The sequence below is a fragment of the Vulcanisaeta distributa DSM 14429 genome (assembly GCF_000148385.1).
Classification (GTDB): domain Archaea; phylum Thermoproteota; class Thermoprotei; order Thermoproteales; family Thermocladiaceae; genus Vulcanisaeta; species Vulcanisaeta distributa.
Window position 1 is genome coordinate 965,763 of record NC_014537.1, and the last position, 24,584, is coordinate 990,346.

25 protein-coding genes are annotated in these 24,584 nt (G+C 44.5%); 12 read left to right on the forward strand and 13 right to left on the reverse strand.

All coding sequences use genetic code 11. The annotated features are described in order from the left end of the window. Nucleotides 1–32: 32 nt before the first annotated feature. Entirely contained in the window at nucleotides 33–1,502 is a 1,470-nt protein-coding gene (proS, locus tag VDIS_RS04985) for a proline--tRNA ligase (RefSeq protein WP_013336124.1), read from the reverse strand. 95 nt (nucleotides 1,503–1,597) lie between these two features. Here proS and VDIS_RS04990 point away from each other — a divergent pair, with 95 nt between their 5' ends. Beyond that, a complete protein-coding gene (locus VDIS_RS04990) occupies nucleotides 1,598–1,798 on the forward strand; it encodes an ATP-binding protein (protein ID WP_013336125.1) in 201 nt (66 codons plus the stop codon). Here VDIS_RS04990 and VDIS_RS04995 read toward each other — a convergent pair. After that, complete coding sequence (locus VDIS_RS04995; protein WP_013336126.1) at nucleotides 1,795–2,499, reverse strand: hypothetical protein; 705 nt, start codon at nucleotides 2,497–2,499, stop codon at nucleotides 1,795–1,797. The genes VDIS_RS04990 and VDIS_RS04995 overlap by 4 nt on opposite strands. A gap of 142 nt (nucleotides 2,500–2,641) precedes the next feature. On the opposite strand from VDIS_RS04995, the gene VDIS_RS05000 reads away from it, so the two are divergent. Continuing rightward, nucleotides 2,642–3,373: an RIO1 family regulatory kinase/ATPase gene (locus VDIS_RS05000; RefSeq protein ID WP_013336127.1), complete on the forward strand. Its 732-nt coding sequence runs from the start codon at nucleotides 2,642–2,644 to the stop codon at nucleotides 3,371–3,373. Here the strand turns inward: VDIS_RS05000 and VDIS_RS05005 are convergent. Next, the gene (locus VDIS_RS05005) at nucleotides 3,356–3,877 is read right to left on the reverse strand and encodes a DUF1947 domain-containing protein (RefSeq protein WP_013336128.1); all 522 of its coding nucleotides are present in this window, start codon (nucleotides 3,875–3,877) and stop codon (nucleotides 3,356–3,358) included. The genes VDIS_RS05000 and VDIS_RS05005 overlap by 18 nt on opposite strands. Nucleotides 3,878–3,958: 81 nt before the next feature. Here VDIS_RS05005 and metG point away from each other — a divergent pair, with 81 nt between their 5' ends. Both metG and VDIS_RS05015 read left to right on the forward strand, forming a co-directional pair. Further along, entirely contained in the window at nucleotides 3,959–4,297 is a 339-nt protein-coding gene (metG, locus tag VDIS_RS05010; RefSeq protein WP_013336129.1) for a methionine--tRNA ligase subunit beta, read from the forward strand. A gap of 41 nt (nucleotides 4,298–4,338) precedes the next feature. Next, nucleotides 4,339–5,529 (forward strand): M16 family metallopeptidase, encoded by a 1,191-nt coding sequence (locus tag VDIS_RS05015; protein WP_013336130.1) that lies wholly within the window; start codon nucleotides 4,339–4,341, stop codon nucleotides 5,527–5,529. A gap of 60 nt (nucleotides 5,530–5,589) precedes the next feature. On the opposite strand, the gene cobB is transcribed toward VDIS_RS05015, so the two are convergent. The 3 genes from cobB to VDIS_RS05030 all read right to left on the reverse strand — a co-directional run bounded on the left by cobB (nucleotide 5,590) and on the right by VDIS_RS05030 (nucleotide 7,314). Beyond that, nucleotides 5,590–6,366, reverse strand: coding sequence for an NAD-dependent protein deacetylase (gene cobB, locus VDIS_RS05020; protein ID WP_013336131.1), 777 nt, complete (start codon nucleotides 6,364–6,366; stop codon nucleotides 5,590–5,592). A gap of 118 nt (nucleotides 6,367–6,484) precedes the next feature. Continuing rightward, nucleotides 6,485–7,069, reverse strand: coding sequence for a glycosyltransferase (locus VDIS_RS05025; RefSeq protein WP_013336132.1), 585 nt, complete (start codon nucleotides 7,067–7,069; stop codon nucleotides 6,485–6,487). Between the two features lie 5 nt (nucleotides 7,070–7,074). Next, nucleotides 7,075–7,314, reverse strand: a complete 240-nt coding sequence (locus VDIS_RS05030) for a helix-turn-helix domain-containing protein (protein WP_148678233.1) — start codon at nucleotides 7,312–7,314, stop codon at nucleotides 7,075–7,077. 101 nt (nucleotides 7,315–7,415) lie between these two features. On the opposite strand from VDIS_RS05030, the gene VDIS_RS05035 reads away from it, so the two are divergent. Continuing rightward, on the forward strand, nucleotides 7,416–9,179 hold the full coding sequence (locus tag VDIS_RS05035) for a glycoside hydrolase family 57 protein (RefSeq protein WP_013336134.1): 1,764 nt from the start codon (nucleotides 7,416–7,418) through the stop codon (nucleotides 9,177–9,179). Here VDIS_RS05035 and VDIS_RS05040 read toward each other — a convergent pair. Then, entirely contained in the window at nucleotides 9,166–10,326 is a 1,161-nt protein-coding gene (locus VDIS_RS05040; RefSeq protein ID WP_013336135.1) for an amidohydrolase family protein, read from the reverse strand. The genes VDIS_RS05035 and VDIS_RS05040 overlap by 14 nt on opposite strands. 41 nt (nucleotides 10,327–10,367) lie before the next feature. On the opposite strand from VDIS_RS05040, the gene VDIS_RS05045 reads away from it, so the two are divergent. Both VDIS_RS05045 and VDIS_RS05050 read left to right on the forward strand, forming a co-directional pair. Beyond that, nucleotides 10,368–11,453: a hypothetical protein gene (locus VDIS_RS05045; protein WP_013336136.1), complete on the forward strand. Its 1,086-nt coding sequence runs from the start codon at nucleotides 10,368–10,370 to the stop codon at nucleotides 11,451–11,453. Between the two features lie 61 nt (nucleotides 11,454–11,514). After that, on the forward strand, nucleotides 11,515–12,840 hold the full coding sequence (locus VDIS_RS05050) for a vWA domain-containing protein (RefSeq protein ID WP_013336137.1): 1,326 nt from the start codon (nucleotides 11,515–11,517) through the stop codon (nucleotides 12,838–12,840). On the opposite strand, the gene VDIS_RS05055 is transcribed toward VDIS_RS05050, so the two are convergent. Next, nucleotides 12,827–13,249 carry a 6-pyruvoyl trahydropterin synthase family protein gene (locus tag VDIS_RS05055; protein ID WP_245522574.1) on the reverse strand — a complete coding sequence of 141 codons (423 nt, stop codon included), beginning with the start codon at nucleotides 13,247–13,249 and terminating at the stop codon, nucleotides 12,827–12,829. The genes VDIS_RS05050 and VDIS_RS05055 overlap by 14 nt on opposite strands. A gap of 51 nt (nucleotides 13,250–13,300) precedes the next feature. Between VDIS_RS05055 and cobA the strand changes: the two genes are divergently transcribed. Together cobA and VDIS_RS05065 are read left to right on the forward strand one after the other, a co-directional pair. After that, nucleotides 13,301–14,062, forward strand: a complete 762-nt coding sequence (gene cobA / locus VDIS_RS05060) for a uroporphyrinogen-III C-methyltransferase (RefSeq protein ID WP_013336139.1) — start codon at nucleotides 13,301–13,303, stop codon at nucleotides 14,060–14,062. Nucleotides 14,063–14,186: 124 nt separating this feature from the next. After that, complete coding sequence (locus VDIS_RS05065; RefSeq protein WP_013336140.1) at nucleotides 14,187–14,705, forward strand: archaemetzincin family Zn-dependent metalloprotease; 519 nt, start codon at nucleotides 14,187–14,189, stop codon at nucleotides 14,703–14,705. 35 nt (nucleotides 14,706–14,740) lie between these two features. On the opposite strand, the gene VDIS_RS05070 is transcribed toward VDIS_RS05065, so the two are convergent. After that, the gene (locus tag VDIS_RS05070) at nucleotides 14,741–16,312 is read right to left on the reverse strand and encodes a DNA methyltransferase family protein (RefSeq protein ID WP_013336141.1); all 1,572 of its coding nucleotides are present in this window, start codon (nucleotides 16,310–16,312) and stop codon (nucleotides 14,741–14,743) included. A 343-nt stretch (nucleotides 16,313–16,655) separates the two neighbouring features. Between VDIS_RS05070 and VDIS_RS05075 the strand changes: the two genes are divergently transcribed. Continuing rightward, entirely contained in the window at nucleotides 16,656–18,371 is a 1,716-nt protein-coding gene (locus VDIS_RS05075) for an ATP-binding protein (RefSeq protein ID WP_013336143.1), read from the forward strand. Beyond that, nucleotides 18,361–20,466, forward strand: a complete 2,106-nt coding sequence (locus VDIS_RS05080; RefSeq protein ID WP_013336144.1) for an ATP-binding protein — start codon at nucleotides 18,361–18,363, stop codon at nucleotides 20,464–20,466. The genes VDIS_RS05075 and VDIS_RS05080 overlap by 11 nt, the downstream gene beginning before the upstream one ends. A gap of 29 nt (nucleotides 20,467–20,495) precedes the next feature. On the opposite strand, the gene speD is transcribed toward VDIS_RS05080, so the two are convergent. Beyond that, nucleotides 20,496–20,918: an adenosylmethionine decarboxylase gene (speD, locus tag VDIS_RS05085; RefSeq protein WP_425358369.1), complete on the reverse strand. Its 423-nt coding sequence runs from the start codon at nucleotides 20,916–20,918 to the stop codon at nucleotides 20,496–20,498. Between the two features lie 181 nt (nucleotides 20,919–21,099). On the opposite strand from speD, the gene hxlB reads away from it, so the two are divergent. Then, nucleotides 21,100–21,714 (forward strand): 6-phospho-3-hexuloisomerase, encoded by a 615-nt coding sequence (hxlB, locus tag VDIS_RS05090; protein WP_013336146.1) that lies wholly within the window; start codon nucleotides 21,100–21,102, stop codon nucleotides 21,712–21,714. Between the two features lie 10 nt (nucleotides 21,715–21,724). On the opposite strand, the gene VDIS_RS05095 is transcribed toward hxlB, so the two are convergent. From VDIS_RS05095 to VDIS_RS05105, 3 genes are read right to left on the reverse strand one after another with little or no spacing between them, the layout of a single operon-like run. Then, nucleotides 21,725–22,849, reverse strand: coding sequence for a PhoH family protein (locus VDIS_RS05095; RefSeq protein ID WP_013336147.1), 1,125 nt, complete (start codon nucleotides 22,847–22,849; stop codon nucleotides 21,725–21,727). Nucleotides 22,850–22,892: 43 nt separating this feature from the next. Next, a complete protein-coding gene (locus VDIS_RS05100) occupies nucleotides 22,893–23,426 on the reverse strand; it encodes an SLOG cluster 4 domain-containing protein (protein WP_013336148.1) in 534 nt (177 codons plus the stop codon). A 40-nt stretch (nucleotides 23,427–23,466) separates the two neighbouring features. Continuing rightward, a complete protein-coding gene (locus VDIS_RS05105) occupies nucleotides 23,467–24,504 on the reverse strand; it encodes an NOG1 family protein (RefSeq protein ID WP_245522575.1) in 1,038 nt (345 codons plus the stop codon). Nucleotides 24,505–24,584 lie beyond the last annotated feature (80 nt).

The window sequence follows — 24,584 nt, forward strand, 5'->3', positions numbered from 1 at the left end:
TTTAAACCTGTGAATTATTAAAAGGTTTCGACTTAATACCTCCTCGCAATCCTCAACCAGTAATTTGCCTGCTTATCACTGCATGCCAAGTCCCTTAAACCACTAATATCCTTACTTGCATCCTCATCCATAGGCACGCCTAGTGCATCGGCATCGAGTAATTGCTGTATTGCCATTCCACAATCATTATCGCCACTCCAGGGAACCTCAACAACGCCGCCACTATCAAGGCGTTTCCTGGCCTCGTCCACCGTGGTAGCTTTAGTAGTCATTGATCTGAGGAACTCCCATGCCATGCTCCTCATGTTATCATTTATCACATTTAATAACTCCTTCACAGTGTCCACAATACCTTCACGTGGCGCAACGAACTTCTCCATGGTATCCCTCCTGGCCAGGACAACTTGCCTATTCTCAACGTCCTTAGGACCAATCTCTATCCTAAGCGGCACACCCATCATCTCCCAGTAATTATACTTCCAACCAGGCGTCTTATCGGTTCGGTCATCAACCTTAACCCTAATACCAGCATTGGTTAGCTCCTCCGTTATTGACTTAACCTCCCTCATTATTGCCTCCTCCGTGCCCTTATACATTATTGGTACTATCACCACTTGTATGGGTGCCACGTTGGGCGGTAGCGCAAGGCCCTTATCATCCCCATGCACAGCGATCATCGCCGCAATAACCCTTTCCGAGATCCCATAACTCGTGGTATGCACGTACTCCCAATCACCACTTGGCGTTAGGTACCTGACATCAAAGACCCTTGAGAAGTTCGTGCCCAGGTAATGAACGGTGCCAATCTGCATTGTTTTCCCATCGGGCATCACCGTGTCGAAGGCTATTGTATAGACAGCGCCTGCAAACTTATCCCACTCAGGTCTTTGACTTATTAGATATGGTATGCTAAGATAATCAAATATTTTCTTGTAAATCTCCATGGCCTCCTTAATCTGCCTCTCAGCATCCTCCCTATTTGCATGTGCTGTGTGGGCCTCCTTAAACATCGATATCTCCCTAAGCCTAATCATGGGCCTCGTGGCCTTAGTCTCAGCCCTAAACACACTCACTATTTGGTAAACCTTGAAGGGTAGGTCCGTGTGGTCCTTAATCCATAGCTTGAACATGGGCATCATCGCCGTCTCACTAGTCGGCCTTAACACGAGCCTCTCCTCGCCAGTACCGCCCTTACTTACCCAGAAGACCTCATTCTCAAACCCCCTAATGTGCTCACTCTCCTTTGAGAAGAATTCGTAGGGTATGAATACTGGAAATAGTACTTCCTGATGCCCTGTCTCGTCATGAACAAGCCTGACGTAGGACTCAACAAGCCTTCTAATCCTCATGCCATACGGCCTCCAGACATATGCGCCCTTCACTGGGTACCTAAAGTCATAAACCTCAGTCTCCATTATAATCCAGTTAAACCAGTCAGTGAAGTTCCTCCATTTCTCCCTAGGTCTCTTCTCCCTAGGCTTGATGAGTTGTAGCTTGGCAATAAAGGTCCCTCGAATGCGCTTAAGTAAGGCCTTAAAAGCATTGTGCCCGCAATCAGGCAGTAAATATTTAAGCAGATTGGGTGCTGCAAAGATCAATGAATTTCAGATTAAGGGTTGAGGTATTAAGTAACTGTGTTGGTTGTGGGATATGCTGGACTGTGTGCCCAAAGGGCGTATTGGCAGGTAGGTTGAGGAGTAAGGCCTATGTGCTGAATGAGTCATTATGCTCAGGGTGCTTCTCCTGCCAGAACAACTGCCCATACTCAGCAATCAGGGTAACACCAATTCAGTACTAAGTAATTAGTGGGAGTCCCGTTGATCTAATGAAATTTACATACCCACGGTCGTTAATAAGTCGTATAAATGCCTCCGTTAAGTCCCTACTCATGACCACGTAATCCCCTATGTAGGTAATTACATAATTAACAGCTCCAATTAGGTAATCAGTGCTTAATTCACCAATCGAAATAAGTACCATTAAGTCAAGGGGTGTCGGCATTAATGGGCCTAATAAAATGAGGTTATCATATCTGGCGGCGTTCTTTATGAATTGAACGTAATCATCAACTACAACGGCAGACTGATCAGGTAGGGTTAAGGAAATAACTCCCACCTCCCTCCTAAAAAGCCCTAACCAAGTATCATAATCAACCTTACCACTAAGCCTATACCTAATTACCAGCCTGGCAATATCGACGCCTAAATCCACTGATCTCCTAAGCCTCTCAATACTATCATAGCAATCAATCGTTGCTGAAGGTTCCATAACCATAATACCTCTTAAAAACTCCGGCACCCAACCCCAAAGCCTAACAAATGAACTCCCAAACCCCATGAGCAACTCCACGGCATCCCTGGGGTTCAGCACAGCTAACCTACAGAACTCCTGCGGTAATGGCAATGATAGTGATTTATAACGCTTAATAATAACCGTGAGAATATTCCTTAATATGGGCATTGAGGCCTCGATCCTTGGTGAGTAAATTAGCAGGTTCATATGCAACTAGTAATGCTTTACCTGCCTATTAAAGAGGGTTCGTCAGGTAAACCCGAGTTCCTCATCATTAGGTTCTCAGAGGCCTGTTTCCTCATCAATTGGGTTTGTTTAATATTAATGCATTAATTAAGTTAATTTCTCGATGAGTAATTACGAAGTCTTCACCGGGATTTGTGAACGCATTAATTGCCCGAGAAGCTATGTGGGCTTAATACTAGGTGAATTATCGGACTTAGGCGTTACCGAGATTCTCAGCGATGGCGCTGTTGAGTTTATGGGATTTAGGTTGTTGGGTAAGGGTCAAAATAGTTTTGTATTTAAGTGTCGTGTCGGTAATGAGTATTACGCCTGCAAGATTAGGCGTTTTGACTCATCAAGACCGAACTTAGTGAATGAGGGTAATTACCTGAGGCTTGCGAATTCCGTGGGTGTGGGGCCGAGGCTTATTAAGTATGCAAACGACGTATTGATTATGGAATTAATAAGTGGTGTACCTATACAGAGGTACGTAATTACGGCAGGCCCGATGGAATTAAGGATGGTTCTTAAGGACTTACTTTGGCAATGCCGTAGGTTAGACTCCATAGGCCTTGCCCATAATGAGTTGAGTAGGCCTGAGGATCACGTAATCATTAGCAATGGTAGGGCGTTCATAATAGATTTCGAAAGCGCCAGCTTAAATAGCAGGATTAGTAATGTTGCCCAGGTGCTGAATGCGTTGATAATGGGTAGGGGTTTTATTCAGGATCGTGTTAGGGCGATTATGGGTATGAGTATTGACCTAAATTATTTACGTAGCGTCATTAAGAGGTATAAGGTTACGAGGAGTGATGAGGACTTTACACAAATACTAAGGTTACTTGGCCTTGAGTAATTCCTGGGCTAGGTTCCATATTTTATCTCCAAGGTGATGAATAACCTTTATGACCTTACCCTTACTCGTACTCCTCATCTCATCGGCGGTCATGAGGGATACCCCAATGGCTATGTACCTACCCTTAAGATCCTTAATTAGCAATACATCACCCACGCCAAAGTTACCGCTTATTTCCTTAATGCCTGGTCTCATCACATCGGCTCCATTGACTATGTGCGGTACTGCACCGTCATCAACAGTCACGGTTGGGTAACTCGGTATGTATGGTGGATTGAGGTAGAAGTACGTTAATAATGGTATTATGTACTCCCTTTGTCCTGAGTCAACCTTTACCGTTAGCTTCGCTACCAATGGCTTATCATCAACCAAGTACACTGTCGTTATTTCATTAAGCTCATAAACCTCAACCTTCTTGGCACTCCTGAATACTGGTCCCAATTCGCCAACTGCATTGCTTAATTCCTTAATGTCCTTATTGCTAAGGAAGTATCTCTTAACCACAGTAATTATTTGCAGGGCTCATTAATAAGTATTTAGTACGTAACTCAATATTTAATAGGCAGGTATTTAGCACTTATTATTGTGTCCACCGAGACAATAACAAGGGCTGAGTTTGAAAAAGTGGTGCTTAAGGTTGGTAAGGTAATACATGCGGAGAGGGTTCAGGGTTCGAGGAAGTTGTTAAGGCTTATTGTTGATATTGGTGACGAGAGGAGACAAATAATCACGGGACTCGCCGAGTTTTATAAGCCCGAGGACTTAATTAATAAGTACGTGGTCGTTGTCGCGAATTTAGAGAGTAGGAAGATCTTTGGTTATGAGAGTCAGGGAATGATACTGGCATCGTGCGATGAGAAGAACCCGACAATAATAACGATTGATAAACCACAGGATGAGCAGATAGGTAAGAGAGTTTGCTAAAGGTGTATTGCTTTAAATTTCCTGTTTTAAAACCGATAACGGTGAACATAGAGTATTACGTATTAGATAACGGACTTAGGCTATTGGTAAATAGGATTGAGTCGCCAACGGTCGGTGTGGCAATAGGCATCGGCATAGGTTCCATATATGAGAGGGAGGATTTACGAGGTATAAGCCACTTTGCCGAGCACTTAATCTACAGGGCATACCCAAACATTGACCTTGAAATAGAGGGGTTGGGCGGTGTTTCGGATGCGTACACCGAGAGAACACTCACGATGTACCTATTCGAGGTAATACCAAGTGAGCTCAGGAACTTACTGAGGCTCATTCATAAAATGTTTAGTAATAGGAGGGTGGATAGTGAGGATTTCGAGAGGGAGAGGAGGGTCATACTTTCTGAGATAAAGATGAGGAATGATGACCCAGGCACACTGATATATGACTTAGGGCCCAGGGCATTATTTGGGGATAGTGACTATGGCGCGCCGATCATTGGTTATGAAGAGAGCATTTCCTCAATGACGATAAAGGATCTCGAGAACTTCCTGGAATCCTACTATACACCGGATAATATGGTGATAAGCATCGTTGGTCCTTTAAGCATGTCAATAAATGAAATAATCGAACTATTCAGTAAGTGGGATGGTAAGTCAAGCAGTAAAAAGAATCCAACAATGGGTAAGGGAGGACCCATAACCATTAGAAAGCCTATTGAATCGGCTTATCTATCGTATTCCTGGCAATACAACGTAACCAATGAGGATCCATTCCTGCTATCAATCAAATCATCACTACTGGAATTCCACCTGGTGAATGGCCTTAGTTCATACTTAATGTCTAGGTTCAGGAATAAGGGCTTGACATACACAATTGATATGGATAGGGATTACCTACCAGGTACTTATTATTATCAGCTGGTGATATCTGCCATTAATGAGGAGAGTATTGATACTGTGAAGGAGGAATTAATTAATGCATTACTAAGTATTAATGATTTATTTAAGGATGAGTACTATTTAAGTAAGCGATTAAATTACCTTAAATACCTAATAAGTGATTATCTACGTAGACCACTACAGATAGCCGAGTCCATGAGTTATATGGAGCTGAAGCTCGGTAATCATGACGTTGAGGGATTCAATAGGGGACTTGAGGAGCATTTTAGGGATTCCCCGAGCAACTTAATAACTAATGGTGTATGGTCCGCGATAATTCCATCGCAATATTAGTGTATTACGTATACGTAAACATTACGTATGCGCATCAATAAATAAAGCATTACTAGCGTATTATTGTTGTACTCCCAACCGCTCCTTAACCTCCTTAAGTAATAATGTCATTGCATCACCAGCCTTACATTGTATGAATACATCGGCGATGTAATCAAGCTCCGTGGGCTCCATATTTATGATAATGACCTTACCACCCATCTCCTTAACAAACATTGGTATGTAAGCCGCGGGATAAACAGAGAGTGAGGAACCGATGACTAAGACCGCATCACTCATTAGCGCTAATTTCCTAGCCTTATCGAAATCCTTAACTGGCTCTCCAAATAATACGGTATCAGGCTTAAGAATGCCACCGCATTCATCGCAGAGTGGCGGTACTTGACCACCATCAATCTTCTTAATAACGACTTCCATTGGATATACACGGCCGCATGCAATGCATACAGCCCTCTTCATTGTACCATGAAGCTCAATCACGCTTCTAGAGCCAGCGGCTTGATGGAGTCCATCAACGTTTTGGGTAATTACCGCCTTTATGATGCCCAACTTTTCGAGCTCGGCCACGGCGTAGTGCGCCCTGTTGGGCTTAGCCACGAATAGCGTGCTCATCCTCATCCTATAAAACAGCCAGAAATCCTTTGGATGCTGCAGGAAGTAATCTATTGTCGCTATTTCAGGGCTATACTGCCTCCATAATCCTTGGGGACCTCTAAAGTCGGGGATTCCTGACTCCGTGGATATGCCGGCGCCCGTGAAGGCTATTGCGTGCTTAGCATTGATCAGTATGTCGGCAGCCCTCTTAATATCCTCCGTGTTGCACTGTTTTTCACTCATAGTTAATTATATTGAGTAATTACCAGCGTTATAAGTATTAATCCTGTTAGTGACGGAGAATTTAAAATTATTGTGCATAGACTTTATATTGTTATGATGAGCTGACGACGGACTGAACTCACTGATGAGCGCGTTGGTGGCTGACCTCATCATATATTGCCTCAATATCGTCAATAGACCTCACCTCCACGGCATTGATCCCGTAGTGATTCCTGAGGGATTCATACGTAGGCTTATTATGCGCAATAACGTATAATGCCGAGGAGAAGGCGTATTTCTCCCAATCCCTTATTGTTAAGCTTAGTAGGCTTACACCATTACCTGACCTAATGGGCTCCGTGGAATAAGCACTGACTATGTATGGCACCTTAAGCCTTTGTGAAATCACCTTGGCAATAACCGCCGCAATCCAATCATGCGCATGCACAAAGTCTATGTCCCTGGGTATTACATAGGGTACCCTGGAGAGGATCTCCACAAGTAGGAAGTGCATGTACGCGACGACGTCGCTGAACCACCTATCGCTCACGGTGAATATGCGCACATTGCCATCCATGTAACTACCATTAAAATTAGCTGGGTGTACCAGGTATACCTCGTACTTACTGGATAATCGGGTAACTAAGTCCCTAACCTGGAATGCCAGTGACCCAACCACCCTATGCGGTGGGTACTCTGTCGATATGTGCAGAACCTTAACCACAGAATTTAACAGTAGATACTGCTTAATTTAATTATTGCAGTGGATGTTAGGTGTACGGAGTCATTGATCGTGTTAACGTAACCAAGCACCTTAAGCTTATCAACAATGCTCCTAACCTCCTCAACCCTCAAACCAACAATCCTCGCCAAATCCTCGAGCTTAACGGCCCGCTCCTTATCAATCGCAGCCAATGAATGCAGGGCCTGCATTACGGTCCTTATCTTCGACTCGTAACTCACCTCCACAAAGTATTGTGAATCAATTTTCTTCTTAATAAATTTCTCTATCATTAATCGTAAATTGGTAATTGAAATAACAAAAAGCACTTATATAATTATTATCCGTAATGAAGGCAGTGTCTATAGAGTTAACAACGAATAAAGTGCTTTACGAACCAGGCGAGGACATAACAGTCAATGTAATGGTTAGGGGATTAATGAGTAGGGAGGATATTGAATTAACGGTGATTAAGGATTCCCAGGAAATAACTAAGCGAGTCCTGCAAGCGATACCTCCGGAATCAGAGATTATGGATTACGTTAGGATAAATGACGTGGGTACCTACGAAATAAGCGCCAGGTGCTGTGGTTCAGAGGTTAGGACCCCAGTAATGATCATTAATAGGCCAGAGACACCATTAAGGTTCGTACTGGTTTTTCACAATCACCAGCCAATCCATAAGTACCCAAGCGGTATTTATCACGGACCCTGGGCATTCCAACACACCTGGTCCCCTGAATTCTACCCAATATATGACGTAGGCCCCTACTTACTACATGCCAGACTGGTGAATAAGTATAGGGTTTCCGTAACGTATAACCTAAGTCCAAGCCTGCTGTGGCAATGGGATGACCTACTACGTAATGGCGTGTTCATTGAGGGCGCGGATCACGTTGAGTACATAGGTCCCTGGGATTCGCGGGTGGGATTAATTAAGGAGGCGATTAATACGTATTCAAGATTAGCTAATGAGGGTGTTATAGAGGTGCTAACGAGTTTCCTAGCTCATCCAATAGCCGGTTATTTAATTGAGAAGTTTGAGGTTTATGACCTATTACGGTGGGAGTTGAGTAGGGGGAAGGAGGTTACTAGGAGGGTTTTGGGTGTGAACGCCGTTGGTATGTGGCTTCCTGAGTTGTACTTTTCCGAGAAGTTGAGGAATATTCTCTGTGATGAGGGTATTAGGTTCATAGTCCTTGATGGTGTTTATCACCTCGGTGAGGCCATTAAGGATAGGAGTTCCATCTACAGGGTTTATAGGCACGACTGCTTAACAATACTATTTAGGGATACAGCACTTAGTGACTTACTGAGCTTTCAACTTAACAAGGCCAGTAATGCCCAGGAGGCTGATGCCAATGCCAGGAGATTAATTATAGAGTTAATGATGAGGATTAACTACGCCAGGGATGGCGTGGTTACAATGGCCTTAGACGGGGAGAATTGGATGATATTACCAACACCAAACCCATACGCTGCCCTACTCCTTGAGAAAATAATGATGTACTTATCGCAGGCTAAGTCTGATGGTTATGTAATGCCCATTAGGCCGTCAATAATTAAGGAGTTTCACGATGAAATTAAGGAAATACCAACAACCTCATGGCTGGGCTCACCGGCTAAGTGGATTAGTGAGAGGGCAGATATACAGTCGAGGCTTTGGTCCATGGCTCAAGCCGCAATTAGTAAGTGGAGGTTGTATGAGGAGGTTTTTGGAGAGGATGAGGAATTAAGGATGTCCCTTGCAATGACGTTGGATAGTGATTATTATTGGGCTGAATTCGTAAACGTAAACCACGTGGGTGAATGGGCGCACTCCGTAATAAGTAGGGCTGAGGATGCGCTCAACTCATTGGGGATTAGGTTTAGCCTAGAGAATGATCACCTGGAAATTACCGTCAGTAATAACTGGGTTAAGGATGCAAACCTAGTGCTTGGTATTGAAACCCCAGAAACATATCTTGAGTATAGTATCAAGGTTCAATCAGGTTCGTCAGAGCCCATAAGAATTAATGGTTTCAATAACGTAGTAATATCATTACTATCACCAAAAACGAGGACGCAGATTAGGAAGCCCATTAAAATAGTGCGTGAGGTTACGAAACACTAATGATGCTTGATCCATTAATTATGTACGTGACGTCCCTGTTGGATATGCGCATCGTTATATAGTCATAAACGTAGTCCATACTTAATCCCTCATAATCAATACGTAGGGCAATCCCCCTCATGGGCTCTCCCTCCCTTATTACGTAGCCAAAGCCCCATGACCAAGCCCAGGAGGTGACCATCTTAAGTATCGTCTGTGAACTTAATTCACTACCCATCAATAGTCTCATAACCTTAATCTCATCCCAGGGATTAGGCTCTATCAATGCAACATTATCAGTACCAACTAGTGGTCTCAATCCCCTCCTCACCATGGCGCCCACTCTCGCCAACTTACCAACAAATTCAATATTTGACCTCGGACAAGTGACCACAGGTAATGTGGGTATTCTCGAAAAATCCTCATCACTCAACTGCGTTAAGTGCACAAACACAGTATTGCCAGTCACAAGAGTATTTAATGCTCTGTCTAGGTCATTATCGAGGTAAGTATCCTCAGTTTCGGACACGTGCGTACTAATGGGCAACCCACGTGAGCCACCTAACCTAGAGGCAAGCCTTAATTCAGCCATTGTGTAGTTGAGTGGTGATATTAGTGATATGCCGAATCCCCTATCAACGAAGTACTTTACCTCATCCTCAAATACCTCATCAACATCCTCCTCATCATCAGGCTTAACGTAGATCCTAAACGTACTCGGCTCAGTGAGTGGCACGATACATAGACCTGCCCTCCCAGCTTCCTCAATGACCACGTCCGCGAATACCCTACCGTACTCAATAATCGTTAGTAAACAACCAACACCGTAATTCCTAATCCTACGAAACACGGTAGCCAACCCGCCCCTTAATGACTCAGGCTTTGCTCTGCGCAGGTAATAATACTTAAGGCCGTATGGCGCGCCAACCACATCATCGATATAATACTTATTGAATAAGCCCATTAGGAAGTAATCAAGCACGTGAATATGGGCATTGGTTAATTGGGGCATTAGTAACGTGTTTCCTAAATCAACAACATTATTACTACCTGGTACCCGTCCAATACCGGTCACCTCACCATCAGATACATCAATAACAGCATCCTTAATCGGCTGTAACTCCTCACCCACCAGCGCCATTGAGGACTTAATGCTCAATCTACGCATTCGAGGGATGAGTTTAAGTAGTTAAATTAATGCTTTGTTTGATGAAGATAGCGATTATAGGCTTGAATCCAGGCACTGCGATTTATGCACAATACATGGCTAAGGACGGGCATGACATCACTATATTCACAGAAAGCCAGGGTGACGTAATAATCATGGATTTACTACCGCATTCCCTCCTAAACATTGTGAATAAAGAATCAATTAAGTTATTCACTAGGAAGTATTTAGAGGACGTACTTGGGATTAATGTAATAAATGTGAGGTTAAGTTCGATAATCATCAATGGGAATAGGGTATTGATTATGAATGAAAATTATGGACGGGGAGTTGAGGGTAAATACGACAGGGTTATAATTGGTTCTGAGGCGTTACCGAGGGAGTCAGGTGATTGCGTGAGTATTTATAGGGCTGCTTTATCACCGAGTAACTACATAATTAATGGTAATGATGCAGGTAAGAACACCGAGTCATTAATGCTCGTGACGGATCTCGGTGGTCGCGCCATTACGAATTCATCGACGGCTCTTGACGATGATATTCTCAAGTCACTACCAATCAATAAGAATGTAGGGGCTGGGGAATGCGTATCCACTGATTATGACGTGGTTAAGCCATCAATAGGCATGGTTAGTGGGGGTGATTGGTTTATCGGTAGGGGATTTACATTTAGGGACTCATTGAGTGGTATTGAGTATGTGGTTAATAGGGATTATCAATTAATCATGATGGGGAAGTTACTGGCAATGAGGGATTTGGGGATCATTGATTCATTGCCATTGATGCCGCGCCTAGAGGTTGGTCTTTCCCGTAACTGGTCGTTTCTATCCGTGGGGCTTACACGGAATGAGTTAGGTACCGTTTTCAGGGATTTATCATCGTCTAGAGTGGCTTATCACTCGGATGGGGTTGACATAGTGGCTAAGGTTATTCATAGGGGTAATAAGTTATTGAGTCTTCAGGTGTTGGCTAGGGGCATTAAGTTGTTCAATTGGTTCTCCTCGATTTATTCCCTAATCATGCTTAACAATACGGCTTACCTATTACTTGATATGGGTTATGAAGCCGTGTTTAATACTGTTCGTGGATTACTCGAACAATTAATGCTAAACTTATACAATATATAGGTTGTTATGGCTAATAAGTTAGTAAATAAGCTTTATTAATGACCCAACCGAGTAATAGTCAGTGCCTGGAATCCTGGCTAACGTCGATTATGAGGAACCACTCACTAGGTATAGAATAAGGGAGGTGCTCATTGAGGCTCGTAGGCGGTCAATAAGTTATATAGATAAGATGAAGCAGGAGGTTCTTGCGGACTCATTCTACGTACACTATAGGCAACCAATACTCAAGATGCCCACGGAGAACGAGGACATGGAAACCTCACTATGGAGATTTGTGGTCTCCACATACATAAGGAGTGAGGCCTATAATGACGTGTCCAGGATAACTAGGTTAAATGGTAGGTTGTCCAGGGTAATGGCGATTAAGTTACTCAAGGTGTATAATAGCATCCTGAGTAAGATGGATAGGAACGAAGCCTTTAGGCAAATGGTTGAGTCGGCAATGGATCAGAAGAGTGCATCCTCAAGGGAGAGTAGGATGAACCTAGAACGGGAGGTTCGCTCATTGATTAATTTCTACGTCGGAAGCATGAAGAAGGTCAGCGAGACCGTTAACAAGGTTAAGATGCTCTTTGGGGATTCCGTGGGCCATGAAATAGCGGATATACTACTGAGCACGGACATCGACCCATACAGGCTCAGGTTAATCTCAATGCTCAACTCACTGATTAAGTTGATTGTGGATACCAGGTACACTGTAGACGTTGTTGAGGACGTAGATGCTGAGCGGGTTGGCACCGTGGGTGGGGTTAAGCGTATGACGAGGGCCTCGGAGCTTAGGGATATGATACCGAGTGAGAGGATGCTCATGAAATTCGCCAAGCCAGTATTCGCGTATAAACTGGCCATGGGTAATGTACTGGTTAGGGAGAGGAGGGCCATTAAGAAGCCTAAGATATACATGCTAATTGATAAAAGTGGTTCGATGTTTTACACAGTAAACATAAACATATTTGAGGTGGGCGCCATTAGTAAGATTACCTGGGCCACGGCCCTAGCCGTGATACTGGCTATGAAGGGTGGTAACCTAGCCGTGAGATTCTTCGACCAGCAGGTATACCCAATGCTGACTAATAAGAATGATATCATAAAGATGTTGCTCTCCTTAATACCGCTGGGTGGCACGGACATAACGAATGCCGTTAGGGCTGCAGTACAGGATGCCGTGGATAAACCATCATTGAGGGATTACAAATTAGTCGTTATAACCGACGGTGAGGACGATAATGTTGACCCGACGGTATTTAATAAGGCGAAGTCCATATTCAGGTCAGTCAAGGTATTACTAATTGGTGGTGAGAATAGTGTTATCGAGGAGAATGCGGAAACGATAAAGATCCAGGAATTAACAAGCGAGAGCCTATCCCACACAATTAAGAAGATCTAGCTTCAAAGCAATTCATTGGTGAGTCGCAGACAATCACCTGAACCTCAACAACATCATTAATTCCTAACCTACTCAGTATGCCCATCACACTGTCAATGAAGTACCAAGCAACACACTCACCAGTGGCCCCCTCCGGTATACAGGGTATCTCAACAAGCTCGCCTGGCATTAATCCCTGGGCACTCTCCATGCTCGACTTTATGTACTTGCCATCGAAGGTATTAACGATACCCTGGACCTCACGCCTAATTTTATCAATATCAGTCACGAGCATCCTCCTACCCCTAACACAGAGCCTTATTGTCACGTCGTAGTTATGGCCGTGAACATTACCATAAATATCACTAAACCTGACCCTATGGGCTCCGGAGAACATGAACTTCATGGATAAGCAGGTAGTCTCAACCACGGATATTCGTAATAATACGCATAAAAATGCATTTCCCATGGATTAGTGGGGATGGTTGGTAAGGTCATCATCGCAGGGGGAGGACCTGGTGATGAGGGATTACTAACGCTTAGGTGCATCGAGGCTTTGAGGAGCGCCGATGTGGTGATTTATGATAGGTTAATACCTAGGTCGGCCCTGAACTACGTGCGTCAGGGAGCCCAGCTAATCTATGCCGGTAAGGAGCCGGGTAGGCACACGATGGAGGAGGACGAGATAATAAGGATTATGATAAGCGAGGCAGGTAATGGCAAGACCGTGGTTAGGCTCCATGGTGGTGACGCATTCCTGTTTGGCAGGGGTTTTGAGGAGTGCGTGGCTGTGCTTAGTGCCGGCATACCCTGTGAGGTCATTCCAGGCGTAACCTCGGCTATAGCTGCGCCAGAGGCTTACCTAATACCGCCGGTACTACGTGGTGTCTCTAGCTCGGTGGCTATAGTGACCGGCACAGAGGACCCGAGGAAGGGTAGGTCATTCGTGAACTTCAGAGAATTGGCTAAGGCCGTCAACACGATCATAATACTGATGGGCGCGTCGAGGATAGGCGAGATAGCCAGGGAATTAATTGAGGGCGGTCTTGACCCAGGTACTTATGTTGCTGTAATAACGAGGGCGTATATGGAGAATAGTAAGGTCGTGATAACCACGGTGGATAAGTTATCCTCTGGGGAGGTAGGTGTGGAGAATCCCTCGGTCATCGTGGTTGGAGATGTCGTACGTGAAGGATTGAAGGCGATGAGGATTGCGGGAATAAGCTTCGAAATGAATGTTTAATAAAAAGTGTTGCGAATAAGTCACTGTGATGAGGCACGAGCGTGGCGGATAACGTGACGAGCTTGCGCCCATGCTGATCCTGAGGTTAATGCATTAAAGCATTGATAGGACTGTTGATTGTGTCATGAAGAAGATCCTCGTGTTGACGGAGGTAGAGCTCCCAAGTGACTTCCCTAGGCAGGTTGAGCATTATCTGGGTAATTTAGTTCAGGTTGAGATGAGGAGGACGGACTTTGAGGGGTTAAAGTCACAGTTCAGGGATGTCAGGAGGGGCCAGATAAGGGCTGATGTACTCCTTGATTACCTGGAGCCCAGGGTCAGGGGTTATGAGGGTTTTGATAAGGTAGTTCTTGTGATTAACGATGACGGCTATGTGGAGGGGCTAAACTTCGTATTTGGGGTTGCGAAGATGAGCGGATCATTAGCCCTAGTATTCACAAAGAGACTACGTGGGGAGCAATCACTCTACCAACTGAGGATACTTAAGGAGGTGCTCCACGAATTGGGTCACTCCTTCGGGCTAGACCACTGCACAGACCCCAGGTGCGTCATGTACTTCAGCAACACGATAGAGGATACGGATAGGAAGGGTCCAGGGTACTGCCAAAGATGCATGGCTAAATTACGCTCATTACTTCGTTAATTCAATGACGGTTATATCCTGGGGAATTAACCATCTCAATTCTCAGGATTAGGCAACCCCAAGTACTCGTTTATTGCGTGGTTAACGTCATCCATACTCCGTAAGTTTACGTTCATAATTTTCGATGGAATGGGGATGGCTAAGTAATCATCCTCAAGAAACCTGGTCCAACTCTCCGATATTTTCCTACCGAATACCATCAATACCTCCCTGAATATTGCTGAGTTATACCAAGCGGCAATCATTGGGTTGTTGGTCCTTATTACGTAGAAGTTCTTTGAGGCACACAACGGCTTATTGCTGTAATTAGCAATAACCTTATGCCTAGTAAGGTCCACCTTATCATGGATGAACACATGACCAAAGGGCATCTTAGACTTTAACTGCATCCATACATGTCGATACCACTTATCGCCAAATTTTAGGGCTGGTACCCCCAACCCCTCACCCCACCTAATGTACCTCAATACATCGCCCTCTGGCTCATCACCTATGGTGAGCACGTAAAACCCAGGATCCCGAATTAAGACCTCATCCTCGTAATACTCAGGTCTCCTAAGGCATGGGGTTAAGTACTTCCTTGGCAGTTCCAATTGCTCGCCGTTATTGGAAATAACCACGTAATCACGGGTCTCCTCAACAATCCTCCAGTACTTATTTGGTATGAAGAAGAAGTCTGGACCATACATCTCAATACCCCTAACCACTTCATGCCTCCCTAAATAACGCATTAATCCTCTGTCCAGGGCATCCTCCATAATGGAGATAAGCCTCATTGCCCTATCGTAATTAAACAACGACAACCAATTCCTATCAGCGAAGGTGGGCAACCTCCTTAAATCCACAAACCCCACCCTCCTCAAGCCCCCATCGTAGTAGTAAATACCGGTCTTAGTGCTTGAATTATTAATAACACCCAACAACCCGCCCCTCTTCCTAATGAAGATTATCAACTCCTTAAACCCACTACCATCGCTGAATGACGGAGCCACCTTATTCTCCACAAGACCAATCACATCATACCTCAACCTCAACAGTCTCTTCACACCCTCACCCTGCTCCGTGTAGAACGTGGACGCCGGCATCACGAGGATTGCATAACCACCATCCCTAAGAATGTGGTCTATCAGGAAGAAGGATAGAACATGGAGACCAGGATCCCCCCTCATAATGAGTCTCCCATAACCCATTGATTCCATCAACTTCAATAGTTCATACCTATTTCGAACCAATTGCCACCTAACGAAGGGTGGGTTAGAAATAATTATATCAGCCCTATACCCCCACGCAACCTTAAAGGCATCACCACAAACAACCTCAACATCATTATATAACGAAGACAAAACCCTACGGGCCAATTCACACGGTCCCTCGTTAATCTCTATGGCAATAACCTTCCTAGGCTTAATAAGGTCATTCACCGCCGAAAGCGTGACCCCCGAACCAGCGAATGGATCCATAACCACCACATCACTCCTATACTCCTCACCTAACTCCTGAAGGAAACTTCTAATCACGGTCAATCCATCACGGCTAGTGTAGTACGATGAGGTACCCCTCCTATCCACGGTCCTCTGAATCTCGTACTGCTCATCGACTAAGTACATTAGGTCCTCTCACCCAATTCCCTAATCTTTCTAAGTCCGAGCTTTATAACTTCCACGAATAATAAGGGTATCCTTACTCACTATATTACATTATAATCAGTGGTAATCCCATAATGCGGATAATGATTAACATTAAGTAAAGAAAGACCATAATTACACTAGATTAAGTGCATCATCACTACACGGGGAATTTAGCAAAAATAACTGTGAAAGGAAAGAATACTCATGGGCATTAGGACTCTAAGCCGGTTATTACTACTAAGTATTAGTAGGAACGGAAGAAGTAATGCAACAATAACTAACATGAGATCATTGAAACAGAACACGGAGGAGGTGATTATTAATGTCGAGCTTGAACTCGAGCTTACTGAAGGTAAATAATAAACTAATCATTGGGCTTCGCGTAAAGAAGGAGTTCAACGCATGGGACATGATAAAGATACTCGATGGTTTGAGAATTACCGTGATAAAGGATGAGGTAGGGTTCTTAATACTTCACACGCCAGCTCACGTTCCATTATTCACGGGTATACATAGGAATAGAGTGATGCAGCTGCTCAATAGGTGGGTTGATTATGTTGAGCCATTGCCATCAGGAATAACGCTGAGTATAATCGATAATGCATCGATAATGTTTTCAGGGGTTAAGGGTAGAGTAACTCCAGTCCAGGACTCAACACCAATCATAATGACAATATGCAAGTCAGGTGATGACCAGGTAAGGTATACATTATTCCTAAGAGGAACAACCCGCGGAAAAACCGACGTATTATCATGTGACGATAAGGCATCCTTACCGCAGCTTCAGGATAACGTAGATCTGACACTCAAGCCATCACCAAGGCCTGGAAGTATGTTCATGACAAGGTACTACCCAATAGACGTTGACTTAACGAGACACCTAATGGTTTTAGGCGCCACCGGCTCAGGAAAGACTACACTCGTGAAATCACTAATAAATAGTGCCCTTCAGAAGAACGTGTTTAATAAGATCGTGATCTTCGATCCAACAGGTGAGTACTCACTAGACCTGGTGGGGCGTGGTTACGTGGCCGTACCCGGCATAGACATTGCCGTTAATCCATTGGCATTACCAAGGCATAGGGCTAGTGAGTTGCTCTCAATGGCTATTCAAGCAGCTGCTCTCATATACGGTGAGAATGATAATGGCGGTTTCTCATTCATCCAACTTGAGGTCCTTGATAAAGCCCTTGAAAGACTTGGTGATAGGAATAACCTGAAGGACCTATACGTAGTGTTGAATGATCTTGAGCAGGAGTTGAGGAGGAATGATTACCTAAATGCCATTTCCGCAGTGAGGCGTAGGTTGAGGAAGGTTATGATAGCCGCGTTAATGAGGAATGCGCTAAGTGCTAGTGCTGCTCAGTCCAGGTTATTGGTCATAAACATGGCGCCCCTTTACTTCGTGTCTCAGGTCGCCGCAATCATATTTACACTAACATTTCTTGAAGTGCTCAGTGGCATTCTTAGGGAATCCCTTGTCGTCATTGATGAAGCCCATAGAATCCTCAATAGGTATATGGTTGGTGAGTCAATCATTGAGAGGTTGATTAGGGAGGGTAGGCATGATGGTGTTACGCTTATACTTGTGACACAGGATCCCCTTGACATTAAGAGGAACGTACTCGACATTGTTGGTCATTACGCAGTCTTTAAGCTGAATGGTAAGTCTGCGGTTGAGGCAGCGGACCTATTGGGTATTGGTAAAGACATGGTCATTAAATTGAAACCCCTCGAGTTTTATTACCACAGTAATGACATTACCGTTAAGGCGCAGATAATGGGTAATCCAGGGATTAATTACCTAATGGCCTCAGACGTTATTTACAAGAGGTTACTCGAGAGGGTTAATGATGAGGACTACGTTAATGCCATGATTAAGAGGTTTGGGCGTTCATTAAACCCTGTGTTGGTTCCTCAGGTGGTTGAGTTAGGTGAGAGGTTGGGTTATGACGTTAGGACCATAATCCAACTGGCGGCTAGGAAGGACCCTGAGTACTATAAGCTGCTTTCCAGGGTGATTATTGGTGAGGAATAAATTAGTAATTGCCATTCTCGTCTCATTAATTACCTACCTCATTGACCATAGGATTTACCTAATCATTATTAACACGTTAATACCAATCGTACTAATTAAGGACTTAATTGGGCTTAGGGAACAGGTTAGGCTATTTATTAATGGTGGTGATCCCGTAGAATCCGCGAGGATTGGTTTAGGGAGTGTCATGGTGAATGATAGGGAGTTAGTGGGTCTTAGGATTTTGGGTGTGGCTTATACGTTTGATTCCGCGTTTGAGGAGGCTTTGGCTAGGGCTCGTGCTATGGTTCACCTATTCTCTAAGTATAGGGCTGTTATTTTAATATCCTCGAGTGGAGGCTACATTATTGGCGTTGATAAGGGTTATTATCATGAATTGGTTGCGGAACTTGAACGACTCAATGTTAAGGTTACCAGGATCAGCGGTTTTGAGTTGGCTAATGCCCTTAGAATGAGTATTAGGCGCAGGTCATTAGCTAGGCTTCCACTCCTTATACTGCCTATCCCACTCCTCATTATGTCGTCGGCCTACGTATTCCTTGCGATCTCATTACTATACATCATTTATTCCATTAATGACCTCTCAAGGAGGAGGTTCGTGGTTAATGTTGGGTTTAATAATGAGGTTATTCACGACCTGAGGGCTATGATGGCCATGGATAGTACGATGATAAGGACTGAGGCGCTGAGCCTTATGGGTAGGGTTTCCCGTGCCCGTGCAAGCATTTTATTAATTATCTCGAGCAATGATGAGCTTAGGGACTGGATTAAGAACACCGCCAGTAGGGCTTATGGTAAGTTCCTAATGCTTAGGCATATTAGGTACTTCCTCAGTTATAAGGACTTTGAGATTGTATTAAGGAGGATCCAACAGGGTGAGGATGTTTACTCACTTTACCTGGCAAGCACAGCGAGGTTCGAATCATCGTTTAAGTGGGGATGGACACCATCAGTACCAATATCAAAGATTTTAGGTATTAATCACGGCCGTGCATGGACCATGGAACTAAACCTAGCAGTATTAATGCCGTTCTCATTTCAATTAATTAATGAAGGCCACGGCTTAGCAGTAATAGGTAGGGACATTAATAATAGGGAGATTCACTGGTCATTTAGCGGTTCAAGCCCCCATGTATTAATTATAGGGCCAACAGGTGCAGGCAAGACAACACTGGCCATGAGTATTGCCTACCAGGTTAAGCGTAGGTTAGGGAATAGGATTAAGTTAATAATAATTGATCCCCATGGACATACCGAGGTCCTTAGCAGGTTGATTAATGTTAGGACCATAGACTTAAGTAGAAATAGAATTACAGTGAACGAGCCATCAATACTAATTGAGTCAGTACGACTATCAAACCCGCTTTTCGCAATCGGTACCGAGGGCGCATTGCTACGTATGGCGGGTATTGGTGATGAAATTTCGAGCATTGATGAATTAATGAGAAGACTTAAGGAATTATCAAGCGATTTAATACTGAAGGAGGCGTATTATAACCTATACAATGCACTTGCACCAATAATTAATTACTACAACGGCGTAAATAATGACGCACTGCTTAATGTTTATGATCTACTTAATGGTGACGCAATCTTCACAATGAGGTCAATACTAAGCAATGAATTACTTAGGTACTTAACACTGCTCATAATACTCTCCATTAGTAAGAAGGCGATTTCCGAGTGCCCTAATCCACCGTGTCCATTAAGGTACCTCATCATCATTGATGAGGCCCATAACGTACTTAAACTACCGAATGAATACAGAGTGCTTGGTGTTGATGACCCAGTGGAGAGGATGTTTAGGGAGTTGAGGAAGTTCGGCGTTGCACTATTTATTTTGGTACAACCACCACTTGATGCCCTTAATGAGGGTATTCTGGGAAATATTGGTACTGCCATTATTCTATCGGGGAACTCACAATACGTCTCTCACGTAGTATCAAACATAAGCGGTATTGATGGTGATGATGCTACATGGTTATTGAGTGGGCGGTTCAGAGCATTGGTGTTGCGTCAGGGTGAGCCTAAGCCTATTAAGCTATCTCGACTTCACGTCCCTAAGGAGTTGATAATGGAGAAAGCAATTGGATGATTTTGAAGGGAAAATGTAATGAGTAGTATTCAACTCACGTTCTCACCACTATTCTCATTATTGTTATTAACATTATTATCGGCGTAATATGACCGATCCGACACGAAAACCTCAACCTTCTTGGCATTTAAGCTCTTAGCTATATATTCAAAGGCAGCCATTGGATTTGTGTGGCTACCGCAGGTGTATACATCGACGGTGGCATACCCGTGCTCGGGCCAGGTATGGATTGATATGTGGCTTTCAGCGACTATAGCCACTACGGATATTCCGCCATTGACTCCAAACTTGTAGTAGAAGGTTGATACGACTAACGCACCGGCGATATCCGCTGCCTCCTTAACTGTTTTTAGTAGATACACCTCATCCTTAAGCAATTCCCTATTGCAACCATATAGATTTCCATACACGTGTACCCCATACACTAGTGCATTCCTCTCCCTGCCCCCCAGTTCTATTAGGGTTTGGGTCGTCATCTTCCCCAATATTGAACGTTTTTTGAGTAATGCGTACCCAACCCCTATATAAACATATCCCCCTAAAAACAGCGGTATTACCTTAAACGGTGAAGTTCACGGCTTGGGTTCATTAGGGGATAAGTATTAAATACTTCAAGTGTAATTTCTCTGTTAGATGGAAGGACTGGATTATTTTAAGAGTGCGTATGTAGAGATTGGAAATTTTATTTTAAATGCCCTCAACATAATTAATATGAAGGAGATCGAGTTGTTCGTGGATGCCTTGATAAATGTCTATAAGAGTGATAAGAAGGTCCTCGTCGTTGGCGCAGGTAGGTCAGGGCTGGTGGGCAGGGCATTCGCGATGAGGTTAATGCACCTTGGTTTTAGGTCCTATGTGCTTGGTGAGACAATAACGCCCAGTGTTGGTGATGGTGACCTTGTGGTTGCGATTTCCGGTAGTGGTACGACGACCATGGTCGTGGCTGCGGCTGAGGCGGCTAAGAAGATGAGGGCTAGGGTCGTCGCAATAACGAGTTATAGAGACTCACCGCTGGCTAATTACGCCGATTTGGTGGTCCAAGTGCCTGGTAGGACTAAGGTGGCTAAAATGGATGATTACTTCGCCAGGCAGATACTCGGTCTTCACGAGCCTCTGGCGCCATTGGGGACATTATTCGAGGACACAACGATGGTTCTGCTTGACGCAGTAATTGCGGAGTTAATGCATAGGCTTAGGAAGACGGAGGATGAGATAAGGAGTAGGCATGCCAATATTGAGGTTCCCTGAACTAGTTCCCCTATTCCTCGCTCTCCATTGCCCTAATACCAACGTTTATGAGACGTTTAAACACCCTATCAATTAACCTCACGTAAATGCCCTTTTGACCCACGAACGCACCAAAGGCGTTCTTTTTCACGGTTACCATTAGCTCAGGCCCCGCGAAGTCCACGTCAACTATGTGCTTACCAATCCAACCAACCGGGTGAAGCGCCCTAATCCACTCCTTGAAGTTAAGGTTCATCTCCACGGTCCTAACCCTCAGGTTACTCTCACCCTCAATTGCCTTAATCCTCTCACCACCCTTACCAACCACCCTACCCAGGTGACCCTCCTTAGCTATTATTAATGCGTCAGGCACATTCTCACTCTTAATGCCCAGATTCTCCTTCTCCTGCTTAAACTCAATCACCGTAACTACATCGGCGTCCGGCGCGTGAACCCTTATTAAGTCGAGTATCTGCTTCTCCGTATTACTCAATTCCCTCTTCCTCATCCTCAACTCAAAGGATACCTTAACACCCCTCTTGGCACCTGGTCTGACGATATCCTTAAGGCCTAGGTCCACAACCACCGCATTCTCCTCATTAAGTAGAACCTCCCTGAGCAATGTTGCACCATCCTTCTCAACACCAAGTGGTCTCTGGAGCACTGGGTCGCCCGCGATTATTAATCGTGAATTCCTGCCAATCCTCATGAGTATCTCAGCGGCATTTTCAGGCTGAGTGCTCTGGGCATCGTCAAGGAATATTAATGAGTCATCAAACGTCCTACCCCTTAGGTAGGATACGTCGGTAACCATTACCTTACCCTCCTGAAGAAGCTTCGTTATTTCCTCCCTATCCATCAATCCCTCAAGGATGTCCTCAAGGTATGCGGAAGCAACCTTATAGTACAGGTCACCAAGTTCCTCAGGCGTTAATGACCTACCCGTGCTAACGTCAACCACGGGCCTGGCGATTATGAATCGCTTATAGGTCCCTGCAAGTACTGAGGATATGCCGTAAACGCATGATATTAGGCTCTTGCCAGTACCCGTTGGTCCGAAGACACCCACTATCTCGTTCCTCGAGTCCTTAAGCGCATTTAGGAATCTCTCCTGTCCAATGCTCATTGGCTTAATCTTGTCCAGTAATGACGACATCGGTTCATGATTAATTAATGGGTTTTTAAATCCTTACTTGTGACTAGCCAAACACTGTCTTCACAGGTGTAATCTTTTCGCGACAGACCTCCCTGGCCAATTTAACTGGGTCATCAAAGTACTTAATCCTAATGACCCTCCTATCATCGACATACTCAGGGAATGCCTTGGGCAAGGCATCACTACTCAGGTTAGTCCCGACCAGCACGTATGCGGGCTTACCCATTGCATAGGCTAGGAGCACCTCGATTATCGTCCCAGCACCACCGCCTAACGCCACCAGTACGTCACTGGACCTAACCATTATTACAGACCTACACCTAAATTCACACCCACTGTCAATCCTAATAACACCGCTTGGTAATTCGACATCATGTCTCTCCAGGGGGAGTATGACGGCTATCCTAAAGCCTAGTTTCAACGCCTCATCAATTATCGTCTTCATGAACCCCCAATAACCACCAAGCAATAGTGTGGCCGTTGGGCACTGCAAGTGAAGCTCCTTGAGAAATTCCCTGGCCATGGCCTCGGTCTTAGGGTCCACAGGGCTTGAATGAGCCGCTATGGCAATCTGCATCGCTACTACGCTGAGTTAGGCGCTTAATAATGCTTAATCCTCATTGAATATTCATTGATTCTCTAAGCATCGGTATTATGTGGTTATCAATTATGTAGTTAATGACCTCCCTACAACCATTACAATTAATGGTTGATACCCTGAACGTAGGTATTGACCCATCAATAACCGCCACACTATTTAATGCAGTATTTACCTCATTCTCTGTGGCAATGTCGATCTTATTCACGAGTAGTAATAATGGCGTACCACTAAAGCTGCTTCGGATCTCCCTCAACAGGTTTAATTGTTCCATTAATGAGTAACCGCTGTGGTTTGTTGGGTCCAGGATAAAGACTATGACCCTCGCCAAATACTTCAGCGCCAGTATTGCCTGGAGTTCGATCTTATTACGTTCGCTCAATGGCCTATCAAGGAGGCCAGGGGTGTCTATTACCTGGACCTTCACGTCGTTGAGAACCGTGAAATGACCAACATGTAACTCCTTTGTGGTGAATGGGTATTCTGCAACTTTAGGTTTACCACTACTCACACACCTAACGAAGCTACTCTTCCCAACATTGGGCATTCCAGAGACCACAATCGTGAATAGGCCTGGATCTATGCTTGGTAACTTGTCGAGCTTAGTCGCCGCACTCTTCAGGAAGTCAAGCTCCGGCTTTAAGTCCATGATCAAGTCCTTAACCCTGGCTAGGAAGTTCCTCCTAGCCCTAACTATGTCATTACCTGTCGTGGCGGACCTAATGGCCATCACGGCATCCTTATATATTGATGAGAGGGCCTTCGTGGCATGACCAACCTTAGCCAGGGAGTGCTTGTACATGGTCCTATCAATCATTAACTCAATCAATTCCCTATAGAATGGGTGCAGGGAATCTAAGAACGGCATCCCGAGGGCCACATCACGAAAGGCATCACTCAAGTACTTCCTAACCTCCCTAACCCTCCTCAACTCAAGTCTCCTCAACCTATCAATGCCAGGTTCAATACTTGGGTTCCTAGCCTGAAGACTAAAGTAAACACCAACCACGGCATCCCACAACTCCTCACTGGTCGGTACATGTGGTGCTCTAATCACGTTAATGACCACGCCAATGTCTACAACCCCCTTAATAAACGTTTAATCAATAATATACATAACCTAAATAATCGCAGTAA